Below are 25,018 nucleotides of genomic sequence, written 5' to 3' on the forward strand. Positions count from 1 at the left end.
CAACCCACCCAGCCCAGCTCAAGCCCCCTGCCCTACCTCGCCCCCGTCCCCCGTCCCCCGTCTCCCGACACACCCGCGCCCCGCTCCAGGGGGACGGAGCGGGGCGTCGGTGGCGAGCGGGGACGGCGGTGTCGGTTACCGCCGCGGTGCGGTTACCAGTCGCTCTTGGACGAGGACGTGGCGGAACCACTGAACCTGCGCACCAGATAGATGACGCCCGCGATGAGGGCCACCGCGATGAGGACCTTGAACAGGAGGCCGATCAGGAATCCGACCGCGCTGGCGATCAGCCCGCCGAAGACGACGAGCAGAACCACGGGCACCACGACCCAGGTCACCCACCACGGAAGCCCCGCGAATATTCCCTTACCTGCCACTGCTCTGCCCTGCTTTCTGTGTCCGCGGCGGGCCCGGCGCGGCCTGCCGTGTACCGCGCCGGATCCTTGCCGTCGTCAACCGCTGCTGTGTGTACTGCTACTGCCGTATCCGGAACTGCCGTTGACCGGAGATGGTCCGCTTCGCCCTTCCCGGTGCGGAGTGTGTGGTGCCGCTCCGTGTGGGGTCGGGCTCTGCGTCCCCCTTCACTCACGATGCTAGGGGTGGTGGGGGGCGTGTGGGGGCTTCGTATCCCTGGGGGATCCCTGAACCGACCCTTACGGGTTCCGGGTGGCGACCCTCAGCTTTCCGGGGGAGAGAACACCACCATGACCCTCAGGTCCTCGCTGATGTGGTGGAACTTGTGGGGCACCCCGGCGGGGACGTAGACCACGCTGCCACGGGCGACGGACTGGGTTTCGGTGCCGACCGTGATCGCGGCGCGGCCGCTGACCACCAGGTACACCTCGTCCTGGTGGTGCGGCTGCTGGGGGTCGGCGTCGCCGGCGTCGAGCGCGTACAGCCCGACGGACATGTTGCGTTCCTTGAGGAACTGCAGATACGCACCGTTGTGGGCGGCTCGTTCCGCCTCCAGCTCATCCAGTCGGAAAGCCTTCACGTCCTACCCCTCAGTCATCCAGGACTCGTCTGCGACGATCTCACCATGAAGAACTTCTTGGTCAAGACGATCGCCAACGCCGCGGCGCTTGCCGTGGCCGTCTTCCTGCTGAAGCCGGACATCTCGCTGACCGGCGACAGCACCGGTCATCAGGCGCTGACCCTGATACTGGTCGCGCTGATCTTCGGAGTGGTGAACTTCGTCGTCAAGCCGATCGTGAAGCTGCTGTCGTTCCCGCTGTTCATCCTGACGCTCGGCCTGATCACGCTGGTCGTCAACGCGCTGATGCTGATGCTGACGTCCTGGCTCGCCGGGACGCTCGACCTCGCGTTCCACGTCGACGGTTTCTGGACCGCGGTGCTCGGCGGCGTGATCGTGTCGATCGTCTCCTGGGCCATGCACATCATGCTGCCCGACGAGGACTGACCGGCGCCGTGTCCCGTACGCCCCGTCGCCCGTTCCGCGTCTGCTTCGTCTGCACCGGGAACATCTGCCGTTCGCCGATGGCCGAGTCCGTCTTCCGTGCCGAGGTGGCCGCGGCCGGGCTCGGGGACCGCGTCGTGGTGGACAGCGCCGGTGTCGACGGCTGGCACGAGGGCGAGGGCGCCGATCCGCGTACCGTCGGCGTGCTGACCGCCGCCGGTTATCCGGCGGAGCACCGTGCCCGCCGCTTCGACGCCTCGTGGTTCGCCGACCGCGACCTGGTGATCGCGCTGGACGGCGGCCATCTGCGGGCGCTGCGCCGGATGGCGCCCGGCCCCGACGACGCCGCCAAGGTCCGGCTGCTGCGTTCCTACGATCCCGCCGGGCCCGCCCCGGAGGAGCTCGACGTCCCCGATCCGTACTTCGGCGGCCCGGCGGATTTCGCGGGCTGTCTGGAGCAGGTCGAGGCGGCGTGCGCGGGTCTGCTGGCGGCGGTCTCCGACGCCGTGACCGGGGGAGCGCCGACGGTGCCGCTCCCCGGGGACGGCACCCCTTCTCCCCCAGAGGAGCGCTCATGACCGGTGACGGCACCCGCGCCGTCCGCGCCGGGCTTCCCGAGCCCGTCGCCCACGAACCGTCCCTGCCCGGGCCGGTGTTCGCGGCCCATTTCCATCTGCCCGGCGACGTCGGCGGCCCGTACACCTACGGCCGGGACGGCAATCCGACGTGGACGCGGCTGGAGGAGGCCATCGGCGCACTCGAATCGCCGCACGCCCCCGCGCAGACCGTGACGTTCGCGTCCGGGATGGCCGCGATCAGCGCGGTGCTCTTCTCGCAGCTGAAGTCCGGGGACGCGGTGGTACTGCCGTCGGACGGCTATCAGTTGCTGCCCGCGGTCCGGTCCCGGCTGGAGAGTTACGGGATCGAGGTCCGGACCGCGCCGACGGCGCACGATGCGCAGCTCGACGTCCTGGAGGGCGCCCGGCTGCTGTGGCTGGAGACGCCGTCCAACCCGGGTCTGGACGTGTGTGACGTCCGGCGGCTGGTGGCGGCGGCGCACGAGCGCGGCGCGCTGGTGGCCGTCGACAACACCCTCGCCACTCCGTTGGGGCAGCGTCCGTTGGAGCTGGGTGCGGACTTCTCGGTGGCCAGCGGCACCAAGGCGCTCTCCGGGCACGGCGACGTACTGCTCGGCTATGTGACCACCCACCGGGCGGAGCTCGCGGACGCGGTGCGGCTGTGGCGGAAGACGGTCGGTGCGATTCCGGGGCCGATGGAGAGCTGGTTGGCGCACCGTTCGCTGGCGACGCTCGCGCTCCGGGTGCGGCAGCAGTCGGCGGGTGCGCTGGCGCTGGCGGAGTCGCTGGGCGGGCGGGCGGAGGTCTCCGGGGTGCGCCATCCCGGGCTGCCGTCCGATCCGTCGCACGCGTTGGCCGTGGCGCAGATGCGGCCGGGGCGGTTCGGCTCCGTGGTGTCGTTCACGCTGCCGGACCGGGCGCACGCGGAGCGGTTCCTGGCGGCGCTGACGCTGGTGGACGATGCGACGAGTTTCGGGAGTGTGCGGTCGACCGCCGAGCGCCGGGCCCGCTGGGGCGGGGACGCGGTGGCGGAGGGCTTCATCCGTTTCTCGGTGGGGGTCGAGGACCCGGACGATCTGATCGCGGACGTCCACCGGGCGCTGGACGCGGCGCTGCGCGACGCCTGACGCGGGGCCCGCGCCGCCGTCACCGGGTGGGCGGGGTCTGCGTCGTCCGGTGGTCACGGTCGGTGGCGGTGTGGACGGCGGGGACGGCGGCGGTGGCTCATCCCCGACGGGGGTGCGGAACCGGGGGCTCCGGTGGGGTTTCGGTCGCCGGTGAGTGCGGCATCTGTCCTCTATGACCGTACGGCCAGTCGTCAAACGGACCGCCCGGGCGATTCTGCTCGACGGCGCGGATCTCATCCTGATCAAGCGCACCAAGCCGGGTCGCGCCCCTTACTGGATCACTCCCGGTGGTGGTGTCGAGCCCACGGACGCCACGGTGACCGACGCGCTCCACCGGGAGTTGGACGAGGAGTTGGGCGCGAAGGTCAAGGACGTCGTGCCGGTGTTCGTGGACACCGTCGAGCACATCGGCGACAGCGGTGTGGACGGCGTGAAGGTGCAGCATTTCTTCGTCTGCCGGCTGGACACCATGGATCTCTCCCGGCGGCACGGCCCGGAGGTCGAGGAGCCCTGCGGGGAGTACGAGATCGTGCGGGTGCCGTTCACCCGGGTGGGGATCGCCTCCGTCGAGGTCGTCCCGCTCTCCCTGCGGCACTATCTGGACGGCAACATCGAGGGCGTACGCGCGATGCACGCCCCTGACCTGGGGTGATCCGGCGCCGGGCGGAGCCTGCGCGTACGGGTGCGACGGCGGAGGACGAGGGGCGTGCGGGAGTACCCGCGCGCCCCTCGTCCTCCCGGGGCCGGGGGCTCAGCCGAACCAGCCGCGGAACTCCGGGTCCTCGGCGGGGCGCCGCTGGCGGGCGCGGGCCAGGACCCGTTCGACCTCGCCCTGGAAGCCCTGGTTGAGCGCCTCGACGATGCCGTCGGGCTCGCCGCGCAGCCGGGGTCCCGGGGTGTCCTCGTGGCGACCGCCGCGCAGATGCTCCTGATCGTGGCCGGGGCGGCGGAACGGCGGGCGGACGGGGGCCTCGGCCGCCGCGCCGAAGAAGTCGCCGCCCTTGCGCCGCTGGTCGTCGGTGCCCCAGGCGCGTGCGCCGCGCTCCTGCCGGGGCACCTTCTGGAGGTGGGGTATGTGCTTGGCGCAGTGGATGTACGCCTCCTCGACCTCGACGGCCACCCACAGCTGGGCGCGCCGCCCGGGGACGGGGTCGACGGGCAGCCAGGGGTACTGCTGCCGCATCTCCTCGTCGAGGACCACCCGGGCCCGGCCGTTGATGTGCAGGCCGATCCGGTCCCGGAGGAAGTCGACCATCAGCAGGCCCAGGCGGGGGTTCTCCGAGAGGTTGCCGACCGAGGCCATGACGCCGTTGCCGCGGTACTCGGGGTAGGCGAGGTGGCGGTTGCCGAGCACCTGGACGAAGCCGGGCGGTCCGGCCCGGAACGACGAGTCGCATTCGCCGTGCCGGTCCGCGGTGGCCAGGAAGAACATCTCCTGCCGGGCCACGAACTCCTGCATCGCGCCGTTGAGGTGGTCGAGGACCTGGTCTCTGTAGAAGCGGTCGGCCCGCTCCGTCGTTCCCAGCCGCTGCTGGACGAGGTGCTCCCCGTCGCTGCCCGGACGCGCGTCGTGCATGCCGTGTCCCTCCCGTGAACCGCCGGGTTCACCCTGTACTGCCAAGACCTCACTCCCCCGCCGGGACCAGTTCGTCGACGGAGTCGTGCCGGATGCGGTCGGTCGGGACACCGGCCCCCACCAGCGCCGCCACACCGCTGCGGATCAGTCCGGGCGGGCCGGACAGATACGCGTCGAACTCCCGCCACGGGCCGTACTGCCGTACCGCGTCCGGCAGTTCACCGGTGACGCCGTTGGCCCGGCCGACCGCCGGACCGGTGGAGACGACCGGACGGACCTGCAACCACGGGTAGGAGGACTCCAGCCGCAGCATGGTCTCCATGTCGTAGAGGTCGTGGTCGCTGCGGGCGCCGTAGAAGACCTCGACGCGGCGCCGGACGCCATGGGTGGCGACGTCCTCGATGAGCGCCTTGATGGGCGCGATGCCGGTGCCGCCGCCCACGCACAGCAGGCCGTTGCGGGTGGTGTGGTCGACGGTCATGGAGCCCACGGGTCCGCCGAGGCGCAGGACGTCGCCGGGGCGGGCGCGGTGCACCAGCGCGTTGGAGACCCAACCGGCCGGGACGGCCTTGACGTGGAAGGAGAGCAGACCGTCCGAACGGGGCGCCGAGGCGAAGGAGTAGTGCCGCCACACCCGCGGCCACCAGGGCGTTTCCAGGCTGGTGTACTGCCCGGCGCGGAACGGGTACGGCTGGTCGGGGCGGACGGTGACCACCGCGATGTCGGGGGTGCGCAGCTCGTGGGAGACCACCTCGGCCTGCCACCAGGCGGGCGCGACCGCTTCGTCCTCGGCCGCCGCGTCGATCATGATCTGGGAGATCGCGGTGTACGCGCGCACCCACGCGGCCTCGGTCTCCGGGCCCCAGCTCAGCGTCGCGTACCGGGCGAGCGCGCCCAGCAGGCTCTCGCCGACGGCCGGATAGTGGTCGGGCAGCGTGCCGTACTTGCGGTGGCCGCGGCCGAGGTGCGAGAGGTACGCGGTGAGCCGGTCGCTGTCGTCGATGTGCCGGGCGGCGGTGAGCAGCGCCTTGAAGAGCCGGTCGCGCTGGGTGTCCATCGCGGCGGGGAACAGCGCCCGCAGATCGGGGTGCTGGACGAAGAGCATCGCGTAGAAGTACGACGTCACCTTGTCGGAGACCGGTTCGATCTCGGTCAGCGTGCGCCGGATCAGCGCCGCGTCGGCGGACTCCGGCGCGTCGGGGGAGGCGGCGGTGACGAGGGACTCCAGGGCGGCCGGAGAACCCTGCGGCACGGCGGCGGGCGCGGGCTCCACCGGGGGCGCGGGGGCCGCGGGGGCGGGGGTCGCCGGTGCCGGGGCCGCCGGTGCCGGGGCCGCCGGTGCCGGGGCCGCCGGTGCCGGGGCCGCCGGTGCCGGTACGGCCTGGGCCTGGGCGGTGGGGGCCGGGGCGGCCGGGGCCGGTCTTGTCGCGGCGGGTGGCGGTGCGGCCGGGGCGGGGCTCGCCGGAGCCGTCGGGTCCGGGGCGGCGTCCTGGGCCGAAGGGGCGGCCGGGCGGTTGCCGAAGGCGGAGAACGGCGCGGGCTCGGGCGGCGCGAAGGGGGCGGCGGCGGGCCGTGCGGTGGCGGCGTCCGGCCCGGGGGCGGTGCTGCGGGCGGCGGCGTTGCCTACCGGGCGGACCGGGGTCGGCCGACGTTCGGGTATGCGCTCCTGACGGGCGGCGGGCGTCTGCTCGGGCACCCGCAGCCCCGGCCCGTCGAACGGGGTGTCGTGACGGTCGGCGAACCAGTCCGGCCCGGAGACGTGGCCGCGCCCCGCGGCAGGTGCGGGTCCGCCGTCGTCCGGCTCGGGTCCGCGGTCGTGGCCGTGGGAGCCGTCGTCGGGGATGCCGCCGGGGTGCGGGGTGGTGCCGTCGTCCTCCCGGGCGGGTGCGGCGCCCGGTCGCTCCTGGTGTTCGTCGGAGGACTCCTGCGACGGTTTCGCCGGAGTGAACCAACCCCAATCGCCACTGCTGCCTCCGGAAGAGCCGTTATCGGCCGTCGCGGTGGTCGGAGCGTCCATGGTTTGCCTCGCCTCGAACGTCTTTCGCTTGTCGTCGCACTTTCCGTCGGCCGGAACGTGCCTGAATTCCCCCAGCCTGCCCCGGAATTCTTCAACGCCCCACGTCATTCCGGCAATGCCCGCCAAGGCGGACAAAATTCACATCTCCGCTATAACGCCAGCAGACGCCCTCCACGCGCCTCAATCTCCCGCTCCGCCGGAACGGACAGATGCCCAGAAGTCCGGATACCGTGGGTCACCTCACCGCCGGACCGCGTCGCTTCAGCGCCCGTCAGGCAGGCACACACGCCGCCCCGCCGCCGAACCGCCCCGACCATACCGGCAGTAGTTGAAACCACAAGTCCCCTTCCGCACCAGATCTCTGCACCACACCCGCGCACCCTCCACACGCCGCATCCGATATCCGCGGTTCCCGCCGGAGGGAAAAATTCATCCTGTGCAACGGACGAATCCGGCGGGAAATCCCGAATTACCAAGAGGTGGCGACGAGTTCATATGCTTCCCGGAGATCGCGCCCGGTGTACGCCCATGTGGCGAGGCCGCTGACATGGTGATCGGCGTTGACCGCGACCGATGTCGGCACCGCCGCGAACAGCGCGCTGTCCGACATCGAATCGCCGTACGCCACGCAGTCCGCGCGGGTCAGTCCGTACCGTGCGCACAGTTCGTCGGCTATCTCGACCTTCGCCGCCGTCGTGAGAATGCCCGCCGGATCCACCTGCTCCCGGATCGGCACCGCGGGCCAGCGCGAGCCGCGCGCCACGTCGACGCCCCACTCCAGCAGCCGCTCCACGAAGAAGCCCGGCGAGAGCGAGATCACGGCGCACCGCTCGCCGCGCGCCCGGATGTCCGCCCAGACCTCCCGGATACCGGCCAGCCACGGCGCTCCGTCGAACGCCGCCGCCACCAGCGGCTCCGTCAGCCCCTCCGCCCACAGGTCGCACGCCCGCTGCGCGAACTCCGACGGCACCAGTTCCCCGGCCGCGAACGCGCGCTCCAACTCGGCGATCTCCCGGTCGAGCCCGAGCAGCCGGGAGATCTCCACGGCGGCGGCCGATCCGTGGAGCAACGTCCCGTCCATGTCGAACAGATGTAGCTTGCCCATGCCGCGGAGCCTAGGCGCTCCACCCCGCCCCGCGACGCCCCCCGTACCCCTACTTCTCCCCCATCCCGACCCCTACTCGCCGGTACGCGTATCCGGCCCTCCCCAGGGGCGGAGGCTACGGAGCCTCGATCTCCGGGAAAACTCCGGGGCGCCGACGGGACGATCCCGGAGACGGTGTCAGGGACCGGATCAGGGATCGGCCGAGGACGGGCCCCTATACCGGGCCCTGAACTCCGGGCGCCGAACCGGCCTCCACAGGCCGCCCCGAGCCCTCTTCCCCACACCTCCCCGGCCCGTCCACAACGCCAACGGCCCCCTCCCCCTCCTTTCCCCGCACTCCTTTTCCCCCGTGACCTACTCTGCTCCGCACACCCCCGAGGAGGTCTTCGATGACGCAGCCGGTGCCCCGCACACCGCAGACCGATCCCGTGGCGGAGCCGGCCCCGGACTGCCCGACGCCCACTCCCCGAGGTCTCGCCCAGCGCTGGTGCGCGCTGTCCGCACTGCACGGCCGCACCGAGTCGTACATCGAACGCGCGCTACAGGCCGCCCACCGCCTCAGCGTCCGGGAGTTCTCGGTGCTCACCGTCCTGAGCGAGCAGCACGACGGACCGGGCGGCCATCTGCGGATGCATCAGGTCGCGGACGCGGTCGTGCTCAGCCAGAGCGCGACGACCCGGCTGGTCACCCGCCTGGAGGAGCGTGACCTGCTCTCCCGGTACCTCTGCGCCGACGACCGCCGCGGCATCTACACCGACGTCACCGCCGACGGCCTCGCCCTCCTCGCGCAGGCCCGCCCCACCCACGACACCGCCCTGAGCGAGGCGCTCGCCGCAGCCGCGCTCCGCCCGGAGCTGGCCCCCTTGGTACGCGCCGTCGAAACGCTCGCCCCGACGGGCTGACGGAACACCGATACGGGCCGGTGGCGCCCACGAACGGGCGGCGGCACCGGACCACCACCGCGCCCCGGAAACGGACAACTCCGTCCCGGGGAAAGCCGTTTCCCCTCTCCGTCCCAGGGAAAGCCGCTTCCGCTCTCCGCCCCATGCCGCCGTGCGGCCTCCCGTAGGGTCGCGCACATGAGCGATATCGAGATCCGCCGCGCGACCGAAGCCGATCTCCCGGACATCGTCGCGATGCTCGCCGACGACCCGCTGGGCGCCACCCGCGAGTCCCCGGACGACCTGGCCCCGTACCGCGCCGCGTACGAGGTCCTCGCCACGGACCCGCATCAGCACCTGATCGTCGCCGACCGCGACGGCCACGCCGTCGGCACCCTCCAGCTCACCGTCGTCCCCGGGCTCTCCCGGCGCGGCGCCACCCGGTCGATCGTCGAGGGCGTCCGCGTCCACGCCGATGAGCGGGGCAGCGGTCTCGGCACCCGGCTGATCGAGTGGGCCGTCGACCACTCCCGCGACCTCGGCTGCCACCTCGTCCAGCTCACCTCGGACGCCACCCGCGTCGACGCCCACCGCTTCTACGAACGGCTCGGCTTCGAGGCTTCCCACCTGGGCTTCAAGCGTCAGCTCTGACGACGCGAGCCGCCCCGCTCACCCCTGGGACCGGCCCGATGCCCCGTCGCCGGTCCGCTCCCGTGCCCGCCGCGCACGGTGCGCCTTCTGCCGACACGCCCCGCCGCAGTACCGCGCCGGTCGGCCCGTACGCGCCACCGCCACCGGCGCACCACAGACGCCGCACTCCGTAGCGTGACGTCTGCGCGGACCGGCCGGAAGTTTCGTTACGGTCCGGGTCGCCCTGAGGGCGTCGCACGCCAGTTCCGTCATCCGCCCCGGAACACCGGCCGCATCCCCCTCCGCCACCCGCCGCCGCTCCATCGCCAGGCACCCCACCAGCAGCGTCCGCACATCGCTGATCACGACATCCGCCCGTACGACACCGGCGTCCTGGGCCCGTCGCAGCAGGACCTCGAAGGCTGCGACGAACTCCCGCCCAGCCTCCGCCGCCCCGTCCGCACCATCCGGCCCGGCCGCCTCCAGCGCCTCGCCCAGGGCCCGGTTCTCCGTGGCCAGCCGCACCACGGAGGCGAAGAACCGGAAGAACACCGCGCCCGGTTCCGTGACGTCCGACAGGTCCCGCGCGGTGTCGGCGAAGAGCCGGAGACGGTCGGTCACCGCCGCCGCGAACAGCTTCTCCTTCGACGGGAAATGGCGGTGGACGGTGCCCGCACCCACCCCCGCACGCCGCGCGATCTCGTCGAGCGTGACCGCCAACCCGCCCTCGGCAAAGGCGGATCGGGCCGCCTGAAGCACCAGCGCACGGTTGCGCCGCGCATCCGCCCGCGCGGCTCCCGAGCCTCCGCCAGACATCCGCATCCACCTCCGGACTCAGCCCGCACACCGCGGATTCAGCCCCTATTTTAAACGGGTCGATCAGCCCGTTTTATGGATAGCCGCAAAACCTGTCCGCGACGGAGCGCCGGACGGACCTGAAGCGCAAAACGAGAAGCGGAGAGAAAAAGCGGGCGCCGGACGAGAGCCCTGAGCGGCCACGGACGAAATCCGCGAACCGAGGAGATGAGGAGCGGAGGACGGGGAACAGAGGGCCTGGAACGGCGGGCGGAGAGGAGGAGGGACGCAGAAGACGTACGCGCGTGGGGGAGCGCGATACGAGGTGGAGGAGTCCGCAGAGCAGAGCAGAGCGGAGACGGGGAGAGGGGGCCCGTAGAGAAGCTCCGACACATGCCGACGCGTCAGCCATCCTCGGCGTGGCCCCTGGAAGGACCTCGGACCTCGCGCCCCGCCCTTCGTATCCCGCCCACATCGCCACCCCACCCCGACCGCGCATCGCTCCCTTGCGGCCACTCCGAGAAGACTCCCTCTCTCCTCTACCCCTCCCTCAATCCCGCTCAACTCACTTCTCTCGCACGGAAGTTGTAGCCACCACCCGCCAACTCCCTTGCAGCACAAAGGGGTGGGGCCGTGTTTCACGTGAAACACGGCCCCACCCCTCGGGGTTCACCGTCGGTCGGCGCCTCGCGGGGAGGCGCTGCCGCTCCGCGTCAGCTGCCGAGCACCTCGCGCCAGGCGGACTCGGCGGCCTCGGTCGCCGCAGCGGTGTCGGGCGTCACGCCGTGGGCCTTCAGCCCGGCGGCCAGCGCCGCCAGCGAGGACCGCACCACGGAGAGGTCCGCGGCCCGGCCGTAGTGGTTCACCCGGATCATCTCCGTGGCGAGCGTCCCCGCCGCGGCCTGGACCGGGACCGTGCCGTCGGCCGTCAGCGCGGCCGCGACCACCTCGCGGGCGTCCAGCCCGTCCGGCGTCCGGAGCGTGGTCGCCGCCGGGGCCGCGTCCTCGTCACGGGTCACGTACGGGGTGAGCCCACCCAGTGCGCGGACGCCCGCCCGGGTGGCGGCGGACGCCGCGCGGTGCCGGGCGATGACCGTGTCCAGCGTCTCGGCGTCGACCCGGTCGACGGCCTGCTCCAGGGCGAGCATCTCCAACTGGGCCGGAGCGTGCGGGAGTGCGGTGCGACCGCCGTCGATCCAGCGGTGCTTCCAGTCCAGCAGCGAGAGGTACGAGCGCCGGGGCGCCTGCGGGTTGGCCTCGATCTGCTCCCAGGCGCGGGCGCTGACCGACACCGCGGAGACGCCCGCCGGGCCCGCCAGCGCCTTCTGCCCGCCGATCACACAGAGGTCCACGCCCCACTCGTCGGTGAGCAGCGGCTCGGCGCCCACCGACGCCACCGCGTCCAGCATCAGCAGCGCGCCGTGCTCCCGCACCACGGCGCCGATCTCCGCCACCGGGTTGGTGTTGCCGGTCGCCGCCTCCGCGTGCACCAGGCTGACAAAGCTGATCTCCGGGTGCTCCCGCAGCGCCTCCGCGACCTGCTCCGGGGTGACCGCACCGGTGAACGGCGCGGTCACCGTCACCACCTCGGCGCCGCAGGACCGCAGCCAGCCGCCGAAGGTCTCGCCGTACGGGCCGGTGATGATGTTGAGCGCCGTGCTGCCGGGCCGTACCGCCGAGCGGATGCATGCCTCCAGCGGCAGCAGCGCCTCCCCCTGTGTCGCCACGACATCGCAGCGGGTCCGCATCAGCGCGGCGACCTTGTCCTCGATCCGCGCGAAGCGGGCCGCGTCGAGCGGCGGCAGATCCAGCAGAACCGGGGCTTCGGCATTCGCAGTCACGGCAGTCACAGTGGCCTTCCAGCGGTAGCGAGCCGCACGGTGGCGCGGCTCCTGACGTCTCGCTCGACTGTACGTCCGGGCCCGCCGCCCCCGCCGTACGGGCCCGTAACGCCTGGTGGAGGCCCATCCGCGCGCTGGACGGACCCCGCCGACCGGCAGGGGTCAGACCCGCCAGCCCGCCGGATCCACGCCGCCCGGCACCGGTGCCTGCGGGTCGTACGGGCCCCGGGTGAGGACGAAGGTCCCCAGGTCGAGATGGCTGACGGAGCCGTCGGCGTCGCGCACCACGCGCAGCGTCTCGCCCGCGTAGTAGCCGTCGAGACCGGTCCAGGTGCCGTCCGGTTCCACGTGAAACCGTGAGGCGCGGCCGGTGCCGGAGAGCGGCGACAGCTCCAGCCACCGCGCCTCGCGCAGCCGCAGCGCGAACGGGTTGGCTCCCCAGTACCAGGGGCCGGTGAGCGCCAGCAGCTCCTCGTCCAGCGGTCCGGTCAGCGGCCGCCACGGCTCCGGGATGCGCGGTTCACGGTCGGCCACCGCCTCCAGCAGACCGGTGGCGATCCCCGAGACGGACGGTCCGTGGGTGCAGTTGGCCAGTGCGACGGCGGCGAGGTCCTGGTCCGGGTCGCACCACAGGGAGGCGAGGAAGCCGGGCATCGACCCGTTGTGTCCGGCCAGCAGCCGCCCGCCGGGCGCCCGTGCCGTCCCGTCCGGTGCCGTACGGGGGCTCGTCCGCGCCAGTTGCAGGCCCAGGCCGTACCCCGCGCCCCAGCTGTTTCCCTCCGGCGGCACCGCGGGCACCCGCATCTCCGCGAGGCTCGCCGCGGACAGCACCCGCTCGTCGCCGCGCAGCAGGAACGCCGCCCACCGGCACAGATCCTCCACCGTGGACCACAGCTGACCCGCCGGACCCATCAGCCCGGTGTCGTGCGCCGGTTCCGGCAGCAGCGCATCGGCCCACGGGTGCACCGCCCAGCCGCGCGCATACGGCTCCCGGGGCCGCGTCGCCGTCTCCTTCATACCCAGCGGCTCCAGCACCTCCGCGCGCAGCACGTCGTCCCAGGTACGGCCGTCCCGGTAGCGTTCGACGAGCGCACCCAGCAGCGCGTAGCCGAGGTTGGAGTAGTGGTGGCGGACCCCGGCCGGCAGACGCTGCGGGCGGTCGCCGAAGAGGTCCGCGGGCTCGGGGCGCAGCGTGCCCGCGGTCCGCTCCCACCAGGGGCCGCGCGGCTCGGCGGCGAGCCCGGACCGGTGTGCCAGCAGTTGCCCGATCGTCGCGTCGGGCGCCTCGGTCCCGTCGAGATGACGCCCCAGCGGATCGTCCAGCCGCAGTGCGCCCTCGTCGCGCAGCCGCAGCACCAGTACCGCGACAAAGGTCTTCGTCAGCGAGCCGATGCGGTACTGCACGGTGCCGTGCGCCACGGGCGGATCCGCCGCGCGTACCCCGCTCCACACCATGCGGCCGCCCCGCACCACCGCCCCGACCACGGACGGCGCCCGCCCTTCCCGCTGCCCGACCGCGAGCCGGTACGCCAACTCCCGCCGGGTCTCCGGCAACAGCCCGGCGAACTCCTCGTCCCCGGGACGGGCCGATGCGGCCCCGCCTCCCGGCGTGTGGACGGACTCAGGACCCGAACCCTCGCACGGCACGGTGGACATGCTCCTCCTCGACAGCGGCCGACGGCGGCCCCGACCCGGCCCGCCGTCGCCCACTCTCCCCCACCGCACCTGCTCAAGAACACCCCGGAAGTGTCGGCCTGACCGGTCATCCGTCCCGCGTGACCAGCCCCGATACGTCGTCCCAGGCACGGTCGGGCCGCTCGCCACGGCCCGTTGCCGTGACCCTGAACCGGGCCGTGCCGTCCTCCTGTAGGTTCTCAATTTCGATGTCCTACGAAGACGCCGTGACCTCGGGGTTCTCTCGCTGTCTCACGTCGTGTCAGGCGCTGTCGGTCTCAGATCCGTGCATTTCCTACCGGCGCCCGCGTATGTCCGTCAGACAGTCGGCCGACGAGCGCTGAGACTCAACCTGCCCCGGCGCGTCATCTGGGGACCGCCCCGTTCCGGGGTGCACGGTCGCGCAGGACAAGCAGGGTCCAGCCGCGACCGGCTGGATCGAGTGGTCTCGTCGCGGCGGTGAAGAGTTCGGCGGCCCTGCGGTAGGAAAGCCGTCCTCGGCCGGTCACCGGGCAGCGGTCAGCTACCGGTGTGGCGGCGGGGGCCCTTCGGTCGGTAACGAACACCGGCCCCGCGGTGCGCCCGGCCAGCAGCATGGGCAGCAGGCGCGCCGTGCCCCGTTCCCAGCTCAGGGATGCTGCCGCGCGCGCCCGGGTGCGGCGACCAGGCAGGTCGAGGTCGTCGATGTTGAGGGCAAGCACCTGTTCGACGGGGGCTCTCGACTCGTGGAGGAGGTGCCACAGAGTCAACTCCCGGAGCGGAGACCGCAAGGCGAGGGCGGCGCGGGCCCGATCCGGGTCTGCGGCAGTCGCCCTCGCAGCCGCGGACGCACCAGAAGGGTTCGGTGCTGGTCCAGGACACAACGTCGGCGGTGTCAATCCGGCGGCCGGGTCTGCGGTGATCCAGCCCTCTGCCAGCCACCATGCCGTAGCGGCTCGAAGACAGGCCAGTTCGCGGGCGAGTGTGCGTGGTTCCGCAGTGGCAGCACGGTCGGCCAGTGCCCGTTGCAGCCGCTCCGGGGCCTTCGGGTCGTCGAGCAGGGCAAGAGGAACGACGGGCGGATGGGCCCCCCGGCGCTCGCGACCGGTCGGAGCCCGGCGATCGACCAATGGCCAGGACCACCCGAGCAGCGAGATGCGGTAGACGCGGCGGGAGGCACTGCCGAGGACGGCCGCGGCGAGATAGCGATCGACAGCGGCGCTGTACTCGACCGCCGCCGGGCGAGGTGTTCCCACTCCGTCGGTTTGGTGCTGACTCATGCTGGCCATCCGCAGTAAATGAGTTCCATGGAGTCTGCCCTATCCTTCTGCCGCTGAGCCTACCACCAGGCATGTTGCAGTAAATACGAGCCATTTACTGCGCCAATAACCCGGAAGAGAAATTACCTTTGGAAGACTCAGATATATTTCTCGGAAACGCTTGCAGGAAATAGACTGACGGAGGAAAAGTGCGGAGCCATGACGCTTCGCACTCGCCCGCCCGCTGCCTCCAAGCCCTGGACAGCCACTCACCGCCTGCGCACACTGCGGTACTCCCGGTTCCGCCGCTTCCTCATCGGCCAGAGCACGTCGCTACTCGGTACCGGGATGAACACGATCGGTACGACCTTCGCCGTGCTGCAGATGCCTGGCGGCGGGGTCGACGCCGTCGGCGTGGTAATGGCGGCGCGGATCCTCGCGGTGCTGGTCGTACTGCTGCTCGGCGGTGTGTTCACCGATCGGCTCGGAGCCCGTGCGGTCATGCTGACAGCGGATCTGCTCCGGTTCACCGCTCAGGGCGCGCTGGCCGTACTGCTACTCACCCATAGCGCGAGGGTCTGGGAAGTGATCGTGCTGGCAGCGGTCCTCGGAATCGGTGAGGGAGGGTTCAGCCCGGGCCTGACGGCTCTGGTGCCCGGCCTCGTTCCTGCAGATGACCTTGCGGACGCCAACGCGCTGCTGCAGATCACCCAGGCTGTGACCTCGGTCGCAGGCCCAGGTCTGGCCGGTCTGCTCATCGCTGTTTCTGATGCGGGCACCGTGGTCGCTGTCGACGCGGTCAGCTACGGCGTGAGCGTCCTGGCCTTGGCCGGGCTGCCCCTGTCGCAGTTGACCACGCCTCGCCATGGATTGTTCACCGACCTGGGACGCGGCTGGAAGGAGTTCACCTCCCGCACGTGGTTGTGGGTCACGACCCTCCACATCAGCCTCTTCAACTTCGTCCTCTGGGCACCGTTCCTGGTGCTGGGCCCGACTCTTGCCCAGCAGCGGCTCGGCGGTGCCAGTTCCTGGGGGCTGGTGCTGGCCCTGTACGGCATCGGCTCAATCGGCAGCGGCCTGGCACTGCTCGGCAGGAACCCCAGCCGGGCACTCGTCTGGTCCGTGGCCGCATCCGCGGGCTGGGCACTCCCGGCAGCAGCGTTGGCGGCGCGATTGCCGCTGGGCTGGGTGGCCACGGCCGCACTCCTCGCAGGGGCTGGTGCAGCGGTTTGCAACACCCTCGTGACGACCGTGATCCAGCGTGCGATCCCCGCCGAGGTCCGCGGACGAGTCAGTGCCTTCGACAGCCTGGGCGCCTTCGCCCTGGGGCCGCTCGGGCTGGCGCTGGCCGGGCCGGTGTCGGGTGTCGTAGGGGCAGAGCAGCTCCTCGGGCTCGGTGTGTTGTGGCAGCTGACTGCGGTCGGGGTGGTATTGGCGTTCCCGTCCGTTCGACGGCACGGCGCAAGGTGACGGGGGGGGTGCGACCGAGCGCGGTCGCGGGCTCGGAGGGCAGCGTCGTGGCTTGCTCCACGAAGGGCCGCACTCCCAACCGGGTAGTGCGACGTCCGGTCTGGGCCAGCGCCGCATCCCGCCTGGCGTCGCCCTCACTGAACAGGCCCTTGTCCGCGAGGCCGACACCGATCATCAGCAAGGTCACGGGAAATCGGAGAACAACAGCTCCTTCAAAGACAGCCGCCGGACACAGCCATGCCCGTCCTTGAGGACCACCTCGTTTCCCCCGGTTGTCGCCGCCAACTCGACCACTTCTACGGTCTCTCCGTCGTAGCGGAATCGCGTACCGAATCCGACGCGAACCCCGGGCCCTGCTCATGCCGCCCGCCGCAGCGTGCATGACGGGCCGAGTGGCTGGTCGAGATCGGTAACAAGACTCTGCGTCCAGCAGGGCGGCGCTGAACAGCCAGTCCCTGCGGTAACCCGCCAGGAATCGGACATTCTCCGGCTCCACCGTCGGAGGCTCGCTCCAGACCTCGTACTTCCATCCGCGCGCCTCCACCGCCTGCCGGGTCCAATCGAAGGCGAACGCGACCTCGGGCTTGGACACGCGGTGCAGTGGCTTGACGTCAACGATCACCGGCACCTGGTCGGTGAGCAGGAGACAGTCCGGGATGTGCTTGCGGACCTTCCCTTCCGGCACGGTCTGAAGCAGGAACGGCTGAGCCACGATGCGTGGTCTGTACGACCAGACTGCCCGCCCGGCCCCTTACGTCTGCGCCATGTCCACGAAGCGTGAGTAGTGGCCCTGGAACGCCACCGTGATGGTGGCCGTCGGGCCGTTTCGGTGCTTGGCGACGATCAGGTCCGCCTCACCGGCGCGGGGGGACTCCTTCTCGTAGGCGTCCTCGCGGTGCAGCAGGATGACCATGTCCGCGTCCTGCTCGATGGAGCCGGATTCACGCAGGTCGGAGACCATCGGCTTCTTGTCGGTGCGCTGCTCGGGGCCACGGTTCAGCTGGGAGAGGGCGATGACCGGGAGCTCCAGCTCCTTGGCGAGCAGCTTCAGGTTTCGGGACATGTCCGAGACCTCCTGCTGACGGCTCTCGGCGCGCTTGGAGCCGCCCGACTGCATCAGCTGGAGGTAGTCGATGACCACCAGCTTCAGTTCGTTGCGCTGCTTGAGGCGGCGGCACTTCGCGCGGATCTCCATCATGGAGAGGTTCGGCGAGTCGTCGATGTAGAGCGGCGCGGCGGACACGTCCGGCATCCGGCGGGCCAGCCGCGTCCAGTCCTCGTCGGTCATCGAGCCGGACCGCATGTGGTGCAGCGCCACCCGCGCCTCGGCGGAGAGCAGACGCATCGCGATCTCGTTGCGCCCCATTTCCAGGGAGAAGATCACGCTCGGCAGATTGCTCTTGATCGAGCAGGCGCGGGCGAAGTCCAGCGCGAGCGTCGACTTACCCATCGCGGGACGCGCGGCGATGACGATCATCTGGCCCGGGTGCAGGCCGTTGGTCAGCGCGTCGAGGTCGGTGAAGCCGGTGGGGACGCCGGTCATCTGGCCCTGGCGGGAGCCGATCGCCTCGATCTCGTCGAGCGCGCCTTCCATGATGTCGCCGAGCGGGAGGTAGTCCTCGCTGGTCCGCTGCTCGGTGACGGCGTAGATCTCCGCCTGGGCGCTGTTGACGATCTCGTCGACGTCGCCGTCCGCCGCGTATCCCATCTGCGTGATGCGGGTACCCGCCTCGACCAGGCGGCGCAGCACCGCCCGCTCGTGGACGATCTCGGCGTAGTACTCGGCGTTGGCCGCCGTGGGGACGGACTGCACCAGGGTGTGCAGATAGGAGGCGCCGCCGACGCGGGCGATCTCGCCGCGCTTGGTCAGCTCCGCGGCGATGGTGATCGGGTCGGCCGGCTCGCCCTTGGCGTAGAGGTCGAGGATGGCCTGGTAGACCAGCTCGTGGGCGGGGCGGTAGAAGTCCTCGCCTTTGAGGACCTCGACGACGTCGGCGATGGCATCCTTGGACAGCAGCATGCCGCCGAGGACGGACTGCTCGGCGTCCAGGTCCTGCGGCGGGACGCGCTCGAAGCCGCCGGACCAGGAGCCGCTCTCCTCGTCGCGCTCGGAGCGGTCGCCACGGCCACGGCCCTTGCCGTCGCGGCGGAAGCGGCCGGTCGGCAGCCGGTCCCCCGGACCGGAGTCCGCCCAGGGGTCGTCCATGGGCTCTGCCACGCTCACCCCGGCACCTCCTCCCGTCCGCGGCGCGGACCTCGCCGTGCCTCTTCCTTCTTACGGCACGGCTCCGACAATTGAGACGCCCGACTCCGGTTACGGCGCGTCGAGTTCGCTGGACACTCGGGCCGAAAACAGGTGGCGGGCGCCGGTCAACGGTAGGCCCGTACGCACCGTCCGCCAATCTGGTTATCCACAGGCGGTGTGGATGAGTGGCCCTCAGCTGTGGAGAACTCCCCCGTTCCTGTGCACGGCCTGGGGGAAACCACTGTGGACAAGCACACAATCAACCCGATCGCACCCCTGCGACCTGCGGATTCACCATCCATAGGCTGTGGGGGAGAAAAACTTCGACAACCTGTTCATGATCGACGCCGCAGACGTGTGCCCCCTCACCCCGTCCAGCGAAAAGTAAGGATCACTATCGCCTTGCATCTATTACCTGTGGAAGATTAGATTGTGCGCATGACACAGGCTCCCGCGACGCCACGGCGCTCCGTCCGCCGCCACGACCGCGAGATCATCGCACTCGCCCTGCCTGCCTTCGGCGCCCTCGTCGCGGAACCCCTGTTCGTGATGGTCGACAGCGCCGTCATCGGCCACCTCGGCACCCCGCAGCTCGCCGGTCTCGGCGTCGCCGCCGCACTGCTGACCACCGCCGTCTCCATCTTCGTCTTCCTCGCCTACGCCACCACCGCCGCGGTCGCCCGCCGGGTCGGCGCCGGTGATCTGCCCGCCGCCATACGGCAGGGCATGGACGGCATCTGGCTGGCCCTCCTCCTCGGCGCCGCCGTCATCGCCGCCGTCCTGCCCACCGCCCCCGCGCTCGTCGAACTGTTCGGCGCCTCCGGCACCGCCGCCCCGTACGCCACCACCTACCTGCGGATCAGCGCCCTCGGCATCCCCGCGATGCTCGTCGTACTGGCCGCCACCGGCGTCCTCCGCGGTCTCCAGGACACCCGCACCCCGCTCTACGTCGCCATCGGCGGTTTCACGGCCAACGCCGTCCTCAACATCGGCCTGGTCTACGGCGCCGGGCTCGGCATCGCCGGTTCGGCCTGGGGCACGGTCATCGCCCAGTGCGCCATGGCCGCCGTCTACCTCGCCGTGGTGGTCCGCGGCGCCCGTCGGCACGGCGCCTCGCTCCGCCCCGACGCCGCCGGGATCCGGGCCAGCGCCCAGGCGGGCGTGCCGCTCCTCGTCCGTACCCTCTCGCTCCGCGCCGTCCTCATGATCGCCACCGCGGTCGCCGCCCGGCTGGGCGATGCCGAGGTCGCCGCCCACCAGATCGTCCTCACCCTCTGGTCGCTGCTCGCCTTCGCCCTGGACGCCATCGCCATCGCAGGTCAGGCCATCATCGGCCGCTACCTCGGCTCGGGCGACGAGGCAGGCGCCAGGGCCGCCTGCCGCCGCATGGTGCAGTGGGGCATCGCCTCCGGCGTCGTCCTCGGCATCCTCGTCGCCGCCGCCCGCCCGCTGTTCATCCCGCTGTTCACCAGCGATCCCGCGGTACGCGGACCGCTGCTCACCACTCTTCTGGTCGTCGCCCTCACCCAGCCCGTCTCCGGCATCGTCTTCATCCTCGACGGTGTGCTGATGGGCGCCGGGGACGGCCCGTATCTGGCCGGGGCGATGCTGGTGACGCTCGCGCTGTTCGCCCCTGCGGCGCTGGCCGTCCCGGCGCTCGGCGGCGGGCTCACCGCACTGTGGTGGGCGATGGCCCTGATGATGACCGTCCGGATGCTCACCCTCTGGCTCCGGGCACGCTCCGGCCGGTGGATTGTGACCGGCGCCTTCCGCTGAACCACTACCGATCTTCGGAGCGTTGCCGATAATGACGGAGTGCGCCCGCTTGCCTGGAAATCGCTGCTCCCCCTGACGCTCGTGGTCATCGGGGCAGGCGTCCTCACGGGTTATGCGACCGAGGAGCCTCCACCGCCCCTCGCCGCGCCGAACGGCTTCGGGAAGTCCGGCACCGGTGACGAGCCGCCCCAGGACCAGGACCCCGCGGCGACCGCCCCCGCGTCCGACGGCAGCGCCTACACCCCGCGCCGTACGGAGGAGAACGCCCGGATCGGCGCGGTCTTCGAGAAGGACGACAGCGGCAACCACTTCTGCACCGCCAGCGTGGTGCAGAGCCCCGGACGGAACATGCTGGTCACCGCCGCGCACTGCGCCTTCGACCCGGAGACCGGAAAGCCCGTCGACGATCTCGTCTTCGCCCCGGACTACCGCGACGGCGACGAGCCCACCGGCCTGTGGAAGGTCCGGAAGGTCTTCGTCGACCACCGCTGGGCCTCCTCCGACGATGAGGACCTCGACGTCGCCTTCCTCACCCTCGACGGCAAGGGCGACAAGCAGATCCAGGACGTCCTCGGCGGCAACACCCTCGGCATAGACCGCGGCTTCGACAACGAGGTCAAGGTCACCGGCTATCCCAGCAGCCGGGACACCCCCATTTCCTGCCAGAACCGCACCACGAAGTACAGCAGCACACAGATGCGCATCCAGTGCGACGACTTCGCGGGCGGCACCAGCGGCAGCCCCTGGCTCGCCGACTACGACCCCAAGAGCCAGACCGGCACCGTCATCGGCGTCCTCGGCGGCCACCTCGGCGGCGGGGACGAGGACGACGTCTCGTACGCCGCCTACTTCGACGACGACATCGCCGCCCTCTACCGGCGCGCCCAGGCGGGCGACTGAGCCGCCCCGGACACGGCGAAGGGCCGCACCCCGTTCCCGGGATGCGGCCCTTCGGCGTTTACTGCCCAGCTCAGGCGGCGACGACCTCGACGCCGACCTTCGCGGTGACCTCGGCGTGCAGACGCACGGAGATCTGGTGCGCGCCCAGGGTCTTGATCGGCGAGCCGATCTCGACGCGACGCTTGTCGATGTCCGGACCACCGGCAGCCTTGACCGCCGAGGCGATGTCGGCCGGGGTGACGGAGCCGAACAGACGGCCGGCCTCGCCGGCGCGGACCGCGAGCTTCACCTTGACGCCCTCGAGCTGGCCCTTGACCTCGTTGGCCTGCTCGATCGTGGCGATCTCGCGGATCTTGCGACCGCGACGGATCTGCTCGACGTCCTTCTCGCCGCCCTTGGTCCAGCGGATCGCGAAACCACGCGGGACCAGGTAGTTGCGGGCGTACCCGTCCTTGACGTCAACGACGTCGCCGGCGGTGCCGAGGCCGGAGACCTCGTGGGTGAGGATGATCTTCATGTTTCGGTCACCCTTCCCTTATCGCGCGGTGGACGTGTAGGGCAGCAGCGCCATCTCACGGCTGTTCTTCACGGCCGTGGCGACGTCGCGCTGGTGCTGGGTGCAGTTGCCGGTGACTCGGCGGGCACGGATCTTGCCGCGGTCGGAAATGAACTTCCGCAGCAGGTTCGTGTCCTTGTAGTCGACGTAGGAGATCTTCTCCTTGCAGAACACGCAAACCTTCTTCTTAGGCTTGCGAGCAGGCGGCTTCGCCATTGTCTCTCTCCAGTGAGTTCAAGAAGTTTGTGCTGACGCCCTGAGGCCGCGGGCCGTAACTCCGCAACGTTTCACGTGAAACGTCGCGGACGGCCGCACGGACCTAGAAGGGCGGCTCGTCCGAGTAGCCGCCGCCGGAGCCACCGCCCCAGCCACCGCCGCCGCCACCCTGCTGGCCGCCGCCGGAGGGGCCGCCGGTCGCCCACGGGTCGTCGGCGGGAGCCCCGCCGCCGCCCTGCTGCTGGCCGCCGCCGGGGCCGCCGCCCCAGCCGCCGCCACCCTGGCCACCGCCGCCGCCCTGCGGACCGCCGCCGAAGCCGCCGCCCTGGCCACCGCGACCGCTGGTCTTGGTGACCTTGGCCGTGGCGTTGCGCAGGCTCGCGCCGACCTCGTCGACATCGAGCTCGTAGACCGTGCGCTTCACGCCCTCGCGGTCCTCGTACGACCGCTGCTTGAGGCGGCCCTGCACGATCACGCGGGTGCCCCGCGTGAGGGACTCGGCGACGTTCTCCGCCGCCTGACGCCACACCGAGCAGGTCAGGAACAGGCTCTCGCCGTCCTTCCACTCATTGGTCTGACGGTCGAAGGTGCGGGGAGTGGACGCGACGCGGAACTTCGCGACCGCCGCACCGGACGGGGTGAAGCGCAGCTCGGGGTCGTCGACAAGATTGCCGACGACCGTGATGACGGTCTCGCCTGCCATTAGGGGAACCTCTCGGCGGGTGTGCTGCTGGCTGCTGGTGTTGCTGCTACTCGGACCCGGTTACCGCTGACGCCGAAGCGTTCAGTGGGTCTCGGGACGGAGGACCTTGGTCCGGAGGACCGACTCGTTCAGGTTCATCTGACGGTCGAGCTCCTTGACAACCGCAGGCTCGGCCTGCAGGTCGATGACCGAGTAGATGCCCTCGGGCTTCTTGTTGATCTCGTACGAGAGACGACGACGGCCCCAGGTGTCGACCTTCTCGACCTTGCCGTTGCCCTCACGGACGACGGAAAGGAAGTTCTCGATCAGGGGAGAGACAGCGCGCTCCTCCAGATCGGGGTCGAGGATGACCATCACCTCGTAGTGACGCATGTGGAACCCACCTCCTTTGGACTCAGCGGCCACGGTCGTTCCGTGGCAGGAGGGTCGTGATGCGTTCCGCGCCTGCCCTGCCGGGATATCCGGACAGAGATGGGCGCAGACCGTACAGCGTACCCGCTGCCATGCTTCCGGTTGAAATCCGACCGCGAATCCCCGCAATCTGGAACACATCGGGTGTGAGCGGCGCGACACCGCGCCGCCTCTCATGGGAGGTGCCGCATGGCACAGGCAGTAAGGACCCAGCGCAACCGGCTCGCGTTCCTCAACAGCGACGGCAGGTCACATCCCGTCGAGAACACGCTGGCCACCGTCACCCTGGTGCTCGGCGCCATCGCCGTGTTCACCACCCTCGCGCCCGGACTGCACCTGGTCAGCTCCTGGGTCGGCATCGTCGGCATCGCCACGGGGCTCTGGAGCCAGTTCGTCTCGTCGACGACCGGTGAGCGCTTCATGACGATCATCGGCCTCGGCGCCTCGGCCGTCGGCCTCTACATCGGCATCGCCCACGGCGGACCCTTCGGCGGCCTCTTCTGACCCCGCCGGACCGCTCCGTACCCGAGGCGGCGCCCCGCGCGGGGCGCCGCCTCGGCCCTGGCCCGCGGCCCCTCCGCCGCCCGGCGGGGCGGGTACCGACGCGGCTCCCGTACGCCTGAACGGGATGCTCCCCAGTAGGCTTCGGCGCGAGAGCCGGAGCCCCGACCCTGGGGACACACCTGCCGAGGAGCGCCCCGCATGAGCCTGACCCTGAGGACCATCAGCCGAGAGCAGCATCTGGCGTACATCCAGAATCTGCCCGCGGCCAGCCACTGCCAGGTCCCGGCGTGGGCGGATGTGAAGACCGAGTGGCGCTCGGAGAACCTCGGCTGGTTCGACAGGAACGGCGAGCTGGTCGGTGTGGGCCTGGTCCTCTACCGCCAGCTCCCCAAGATCAAGCGGTACCTCGCCTACCTGCCCGAGGGCCCGGTCATCAACTGGTACGCCCCCAACCTGGAGGACTGGCTCCAGCCCATGCTGGCGCACCTCAAGCAGCAGGGCGCGTTCTCCGTGAAGATGGGCCCGCCGGTGATCATCCGCCGCTGGGACGCCCCCGCGATCAAGGCCGGTATCCAGGACCCGGACGTCAAGCGACTGCGGGACGTCGAGGCGACGCACATCGAGCCGCGCGCCTTCGAGGTCGCCGACCGGCTGCGCAAGATGGGCTGGCAGCAGGGCGAGGACGGCGGCGCCGGTTTCGGTGACGTCCAGCCCCGCTACGTCTACCAGGTGCCGCTCGCCAACCGTTCGCTGGAGGAGGTCCACAAGGGCTTCAACCAGCTCTGGCGCCGCAACATCAAGAAGGCCGACAAGGCCGGTGTCGAGGTCGTCCAGGGCAGCTACGAGGACCTGGCCGAGTGGCAGCGGCTCTACGAGATCACCGCGGAGCGCGACAAGTTCCGTCCGCGCCCGCTCGGCTACTTCCAGCGCATGTGGACGGCCCTCAACTCCGAGGACCCCAACCGTATGCGGCTCTACTTCGCCCGTCACAACGGCGTGAACCTCTCGGCCGCGACGATGCTGGTGGTCGGCGGACACGTCTGGTACTCCTACGGCGCCTCCGACAACATCGGCCGCGAGGTGCGCCCGTCCAACGCCATGCAGTGGCGGATGCTGCGGGACGCCTACGCGCTCGGCGCGACCGTGTACGACCTGCGCGGCATCAGCGACTCGCTGGACGAGAACGACCACCTCTTCGGTCTGATCCAGTTCAAGGTCGGCACCGGCGGCCAGGCGGCGGAGTACCTCGGCGAGTGGGACTTCCCGCTCAACAAGCTGCTCCACAAGGCGCTCGACATGTATATGTCGCGCCGCTGACCCTCCTGCGTACGTCCTTCCGTCACACCACGCCACAAGAA

The 25,018-nt window shown here is 71.0% G+C and carries 24 protein-coding genes; 11 read left to right on the plus strand and 13 right to left on the minus strand.

Going from position 1 to position 25,018, the window contains the following annotated elements; genetic code table 11:
- Positions 1 to 152: 152 nt before the first annotated feature.
- Together IF23_RS0120120 and IF23_RS0120125 are read right to left on the minus strand one after the other, a co-directional pair.
- Complete coding sequence (locus IF23_RS0120120) at positions 153 to 377, minus strand: DUF5326 family protein (RefSeq protein ID WP_030285594.1); 225 nt, start codon at positions 375 to 377, stop codon at positions 153 to 155.
- A 299-nt stretch (positions 378 to 676) separates the two neighbouring features.
- Positions 677 to 994 (minus strand): cupin domain-containing protein, encoded by a 318-nt coding sequence (locus IF23_RS0120125; RefSeq protein WP_030285596.1) that lies wholly within the window; start codon positions 992 to 994, stop codon positions 677 to 679.
- 45 nt (positions 995 to 1,039) lie between these two features.
- On the opposite strand from IF23_RS0120125, the gene IF23_RS0120130 reads away from it, so the two are divergent.
- The 4 genes from IF23_RS0120130 to IF23_RS0120145 all read left to right on the plus strand — a co-directional run bounded on the left by IF23_RS0120130 (position 1,040) and on the right by IF23_RS0120145 (position 3,774).
- The gene (locus IF23_RS0120130; protein ID WP_030285598.1) at positions 1,040 to 1,420 is read left to right on the plus strand and encodes a phage holin family protein; all 381 of its coding nucleotides are present in this window, start codon (positions 1,040 to 1,042) and stop codon (positions 1,418 to 1,420) included.
- An 8-nt stretch (positions 1,421 to 1,428) separates the two neighbouring features.
- Positions 1,429 to 1,995 (plus strand): low molecular weight protein-tyrosine-phosphatase, encoded by a 567-nt coding sequence (locus IF23_RS0120135; RefSeq protein ID WP_281179988.1) that lies wholly within the window; start codon positions 1,429 to 1,431, stop codon positions 1,993 to 1,995.
- Positions 1,992 to 3,122 (plus strand): cystathionine gamma-lyase, encoded by a 1,131-nt coding sequence (locus tag IF23_RS0120140; RefSeq protein WP_030285602.1) that lies wholly within the window; start codon positions 1,992 to 1,994, stop codon positions 3,120 to 3,122. The genes IF23_RS0120135 and IF23_RS0120140 overlap by 4 nt, the downstream gene beginning before the upstream one ends.
- A 172-nt stretch (positions 3,123 to 3,294) precedes the next feature.
- Positions 3,295 to 3,774, plus strand: a complete 480-nt coding sequence (locus tag IF23_RS0120145; protein WP_030285604.1) for an NUDIX domain-containing protein — start codon at positions 3,295 to 3,297, stop codon at positions 3,772 to 3,774.
- Positions 3,775 to 3,873: 99 nt separating this feature from the next.
- Here IF23_RS0120145 and IF23_RS0120150 read toward each other — a convergent pair whose 3' ends face one another.
- The 3 genes from IF23_RS0120150 to IF23_RS0120160 all read right to left on the minus strand — a co-directional run bounded on the left by IF23_RS0120150 (position 3,874) and on the right by IF23_RS0120160 (position 7,820).
- Positions 3,874 to 4,698, minus strand: coding sequence for a pyridoxamine 5'-phosphate oxidase family protein (locus IF23_RS0120150; protein WP_051739740.1), 825 nt, complete (start codon positions 4,696 to 4,698; stop codon positions 3,874 to 3,876).
- A gap of 49 nt (positions 4,699 to 4,747) precedes the next feature.
- A complete protein-coding gene (locus tag IF23_RS0120155; RefSeq protein WP_030285608.1) occupies positions 4,748 to 6,715 on the minus strand; it encodes a globin domain-containing protein in 1,968 nt (655 codons plus the stop codon).
- 469 nt (positions 6,716 to 7,184) lie between these two features.
- Positions 7,185 to 7,820 (minus strand): HAD family hydrolase, encoded by a 636-nt coding sequence (locus IF23_RS0120160; protein ID WP_030285610.1) that lies wholly within the window; start codon positions 7,818 to 7,820, stop codon positions 7,185 to 7,187.
- A 389-nt stretch (positions 7,821 to 8,209) separates the two neighbouring features.
- Between IF23_RS0120160 and IF23_RS0120165 the strand changes: the two genes are divergently transcribed.
- Positions 8,210 to 8,722, plus strand: a complete 513-nt coding sequence (locus tag IF23_RS0120165) for a MarR family winged helix-turn-helix transcriptional regulator (RefSeq protein ID WP_030285612.1) — start codon at positions 8,210 to 8,212, stop codon at positions 8,720 to 8,722.
- Positions 8,723 to 8,899: 177 nt separating this feature from the next.
- Positions 8,900 to 9,352: a GNAT family N-acetyltransferase gene (locus tag IF23_RS0120170; RefSeq protein WP_030285614.1), complete on the plus strand. Its 453-nt coding sequence runs from the start codon at positions 8,900 to 8,902 to the stop codon at positions 9,350 to 9,352.
- Positions 9,353 to 9,370: 18 nt separating this feature from the next.
- On the opposite strand, the gene IF23_RS0120175 is transcribed toward IF23_RS0120170, so the two are convergent.
- From IF23_RS0120175 to IF23_RS0120185, 3 genes are all read right to left on the minus strand, one after another.
- Positions 9,371 to 10,147 (minus strand): TetR/AcrR family transcriptional regulator, encoded by a 777-nt coding sequence (locus tag IF23_RS0120175; protein WP_030285615.1) that lies wholly within the window; start codon positions 10,145 to 10,147, stop codon positions 9,371 to 9,373.
- 692 nt (positions 10,148 to 10,839) lie between these two features.
- Positions 10,840 to 11,976, minus strand: a complete 1,137-nt coding sequence (locus tag IF23_RS0120180) for a pyridoxal-phosphate-dependent aminotransferase family protein (RefSeq protein WP_030285617.1) — start codon at positions 11,974 to 11,976, stop codon at positions 10,840 to 10,842.
- Positions 11,977 to 12,129: 153 nt separating this feature from the next.
- Positions 12,130 to 13,623: a serine hydrolase domain-containing protein gene (locus tag IF23_RS0120185; protein ID WP_078654113.1), complete on the minus strand. Its 1,494-nt coding sequence runs from the start codon at positions 13,621 to 13,623 to the stop codon at positions 12,130 to 12,132.
- Positions 13,624 to 15,098: 1,475 nt separating this feature from the next.
- On the opposite strand from IF23_RS0120185, the gene IF23_RS0120190 reads away from it, so the two are divergent.
- A complete protein-coding gene (locus IF23_RS0120190) occupies positions 15,099 to 16,349 on the plus strand; it encodes an MFS transporter (RefSeq protein ID WP_030285621.1) in 1,251 nt (416 codons plus the stop codon).
- Between the two features lie 751 nt (positions 16,350 to 17,100).
- Here the strand turns inward: IF23_RS0120190 and dnaB are convergent.
- Positions 17,101 to 18,555, minus strand: a complete 1,455-nt coding sequence (gene dnaB / locus IF23_RS0120200; protein WP_030285623.1) for a replicative DNA helicase — start codon at positions 18,553 to 18,555, stop codon at positions 17,101 to 17,103.
- Positions 18,556 to 19,032: 477 nt separating this feature from the next.
- Here dnaB and IF23_RS0120210 point away from each other — a divergent pair, with 477 nt between their 5' ends.
- Positions 19,033 to 20,370 carry an MATE family efflux transporter gene (locus IF23_RS0120210; RefSeq protein ID WP_030285625.1) on the plus strand — a complete coding sequence of 446 codons (1,338 nt, stop codon included), beginning with the start codon at positions 19,033 to 19,035 and terminating at the stop codon, positions 20,368 to 20,370.
- 39 nt (positions 20,371 to 20,409) lie between these two features.
- A complete protein-coding gene (locus IF23_RS0120215; RefSeq protein ID WP_030285627.1) occupies positions 20,410 to 21,270 on the plus strand; it encodes a trypsin-like serine peptidase in 861 nt (286 codons plus the stop codon).
- A gap of 70 nt (positions 21,271 to 21,340) precedes the next feature.
- On the opposite strand, the gene rplI is transcribed toward IF23_RS0120215, so the two are convergent.
- The 4 genes from rplI to rpsF all read right to left on the minus strand — a co-directional run bounded on the left by rplI (position 21,341) and on the right by rpsF (position 23,117).
- Entirely contained in the window at positions 21,341 to 21,787 is a 447-nt protein-coding gene (gene rplI / locus IF23_RS0120220) for a 50S ribosomal protein L9 (protein ID WP_030285629.1), read from the minus strand.
- A gap of 18 nt (positions 21,788 to 21,805) precedes the next feature.
- Positions 21,806 to 22,042 (minus strand): 30S ribosomal protein S18, encoded by a 237-nt coding sequence (gene rpsR, locus IF23_RS0120225; protein ID WP_003978893.1) that lies wholly within the window; start codon positions 22,040 to 22,042, stop codon positions 21,806 to 21,808.
- Positions 22,043 to 22,145: 103 nt separating this feature from the next.
- Positions 22,146 to 22,745, minus strand: coding sequence for a single-stranded DNA-binding protein (locus IF23_RS0120230; RefSeq protein ID WP_030285632.1), 600 nt, complete (start codon positions 22,743 to 22,745; stop codon positions 22,146 to 22,148).
- A gap of 81 nt (positions 22,746 to 22,826) precedes the next feature.
- Complete coding sequence (gene rpsF, locus IF23_RS0120235; RefSeq protein ID WP_003978891.1) at positions 22,827 to 23,117, minus strand: 30S ribosomal protein S6; 291 nt, start codon at positions 23,115 to 23,117, stop codon at positions 22,827 to 22,829.
- A 228-nt stretch (positions 23,118 to 23,345) separates the two neighbouring features.
- On the opposite strand from rpsF, the gene IF23_RS0120240 reads away from it, so the two are divergent.
- Both IF23_RS0120240 and IF23_RS0120245 read left to right on the plus strand, forming a co-directional pair.
- Entirely contained in the window at positions 23,346 to 23,660 is a 315-nt protein-coding gene (locus IF23_RS0120240) for a hypothetical protein (RefSeq protein ID WP_030285634.1), read from the plus strand.
- Between the two features lie 198 nt (positions 23,661 to 23,858).
- Positions 23,859 to 24,977 (plus strand): lipid II:glycine glycyltransferase FemX, encoded by a 1,119-nt coding sequence (locus tag IF23_RS0120245; protein WP_030285636.1) that lies wholly within the window; start codon positions 23,859 to 23,861, stop codon positions 24,975 to 24,977.
- Positions 24,978 to 25,018: the final 41 nt, after the last annotated feature.

Origin of the sequence: Streptomyces catenulae (assembly GCF_000718015.1) — a bacterium.
Taxonomy (GTDB): domain Bacteria; phylum Actinomycetota; class Actinomycetes; order Streptomycetales; family Streptomycetaceae; genus Streptomyces; species Streptomyces catenulae.

Excerpts from the sequence above, each read along its gene's own strand:
- IF23_RS0120130 (WP_030285598.1), top strand. The coding sequence starts at position 1,040 with ATGAAGAACTTCTTGGTCAAGACGATCGCCAACGCCGCGGCGCTTGCC.
- IF23_RS0120140 (WP_030285602.1), top strand. The coding sequence starts at position 1,992 with ATGACCGGTGACGGCACCCGCGCCGTCCGCGCCGGGCTTCCCGAGCCC.
- IF23_RS0120145 (WP_030285604.1), top strand. The coding sequence starts at position 3,295 with ATGACCGTACGGCCAGTCGTCAAACGGACCGCCCGGGCGATTCTGCTC.
- IF23_RS0120150 (WP_051739740.1), bottom strand. The coding sequence starts at position 4,698 with ATGCACGACGCGCGTCCGGGCAGCGACGGGGAGCACCTCGTCCAGCAG.
- IF23_RS0120155 (WP_030285608.1), bottom strand. The coding sequence starts at position 6,715 with ATGGACGCTCCGACCACCGCGACGGCCGATAACGGCTCTTCCGGAGGC.
- IF23_RS0120160 (WP_030285610.1), bottom strand. The coding sequence starts at position 7,820 with ATGGGCAAGCTACATCTGTTCGACATGGACGGGACGTTGCTCCACGGA.
- IF23_RS0120165 (WP_030285612.1), top strand. The coding sequence starts at position 8,210 with ATGACGCAGCCGGTGCCCCGCACACCGCAGACCGATCCCGTGGCGGAG.
- IF23_RS0120170 (WP_030285614.1), top strand. The coding sequence starts at position 8,900 with ATGAGCGATATCGAGATCCGCCGCGCGACCGAAGCCGATCTCCCGGAC.
- IF23_RS0120175 (WP_030285615.1), bottom strand. The coding sequence starts at position 10,147 with ATGTCTGGCGGAGGCTCGGGAGCCGCGCGGGCGGATGCGCGGCGCAAC.
- IF23_RS0120185 (WP_078654113.1), bottom strand. The coding sequence starts at position 13,623 with ATGTCCACCGTGCCGTGCGAGGGTTCGGGTCCTGAGTCCGTCCACACG.
- IF23_RS0120190 (WP_030285621.1), top strand. The coding sequence starts at position 15,099 with ATGACGCTTCGCACTCGCCCGCCCGCTGCCTCCAAGCCCTGGACAGCC.
- dnaB (WP_030285623.1), bottom strand. The coding sequence starts at position 18,555 with ATGGACGACCCCTGGGCGGACTCCGGTCCGGGGGACCGGCTGCCGACC.
- IF23_RS0120210 (WP_030285625.1), top strand. The coding sequence starts at position 19,033 with ATGACACAGGCTCCCGCGACGCCACGGCGCTCCGTCCGCCGCCACGAC.
- rplI (WP_030285629.1), bottom strand. The coding sequence starts at position 21,787 with ATGAAGATCATCCTCACCCACGAGGTCTCCGGCCTCGGCACCGCCGGC.
- rpsR (WP_003978893.1), bottom strand. The coding sequence starts at position 22,042 with ATGGCGAAGCCGCCTGCTCGCAAGCCTAAGAAGAAGGTTTGCGTGTTC.
- IF23_RS0120230 (WP_030285632.1), bottom strand. The coding sequence starts at position 22,745 with ATGGCAGGCGAGACCGTCATCACGGTCGTCGGCAATCTTGTCGACGAC.
- rpsF (WP_003978891.1), bottom strand. The coding sequence starts at position 23,117 with ATGCGTCACTACGAGGTGATGGTCATCCTCGACCCCGATCTGGAGGAG.
- IF23_RS0120240 (WP_030285634.1), top strand. The coding sequence starts at position 23,346 with ATGGCACAGGCAGTAAGGACCCAGCGCAACCGGCTCGCGTTCCTCAAC.
- IF23_RS0120245 (WP_030285636.1), top strand. The coding sequence starts at position 23,859 with ATGAGCCTGACCCTGAGGACCATCAGCCGAGAGCAGCATCTGGCGTAC.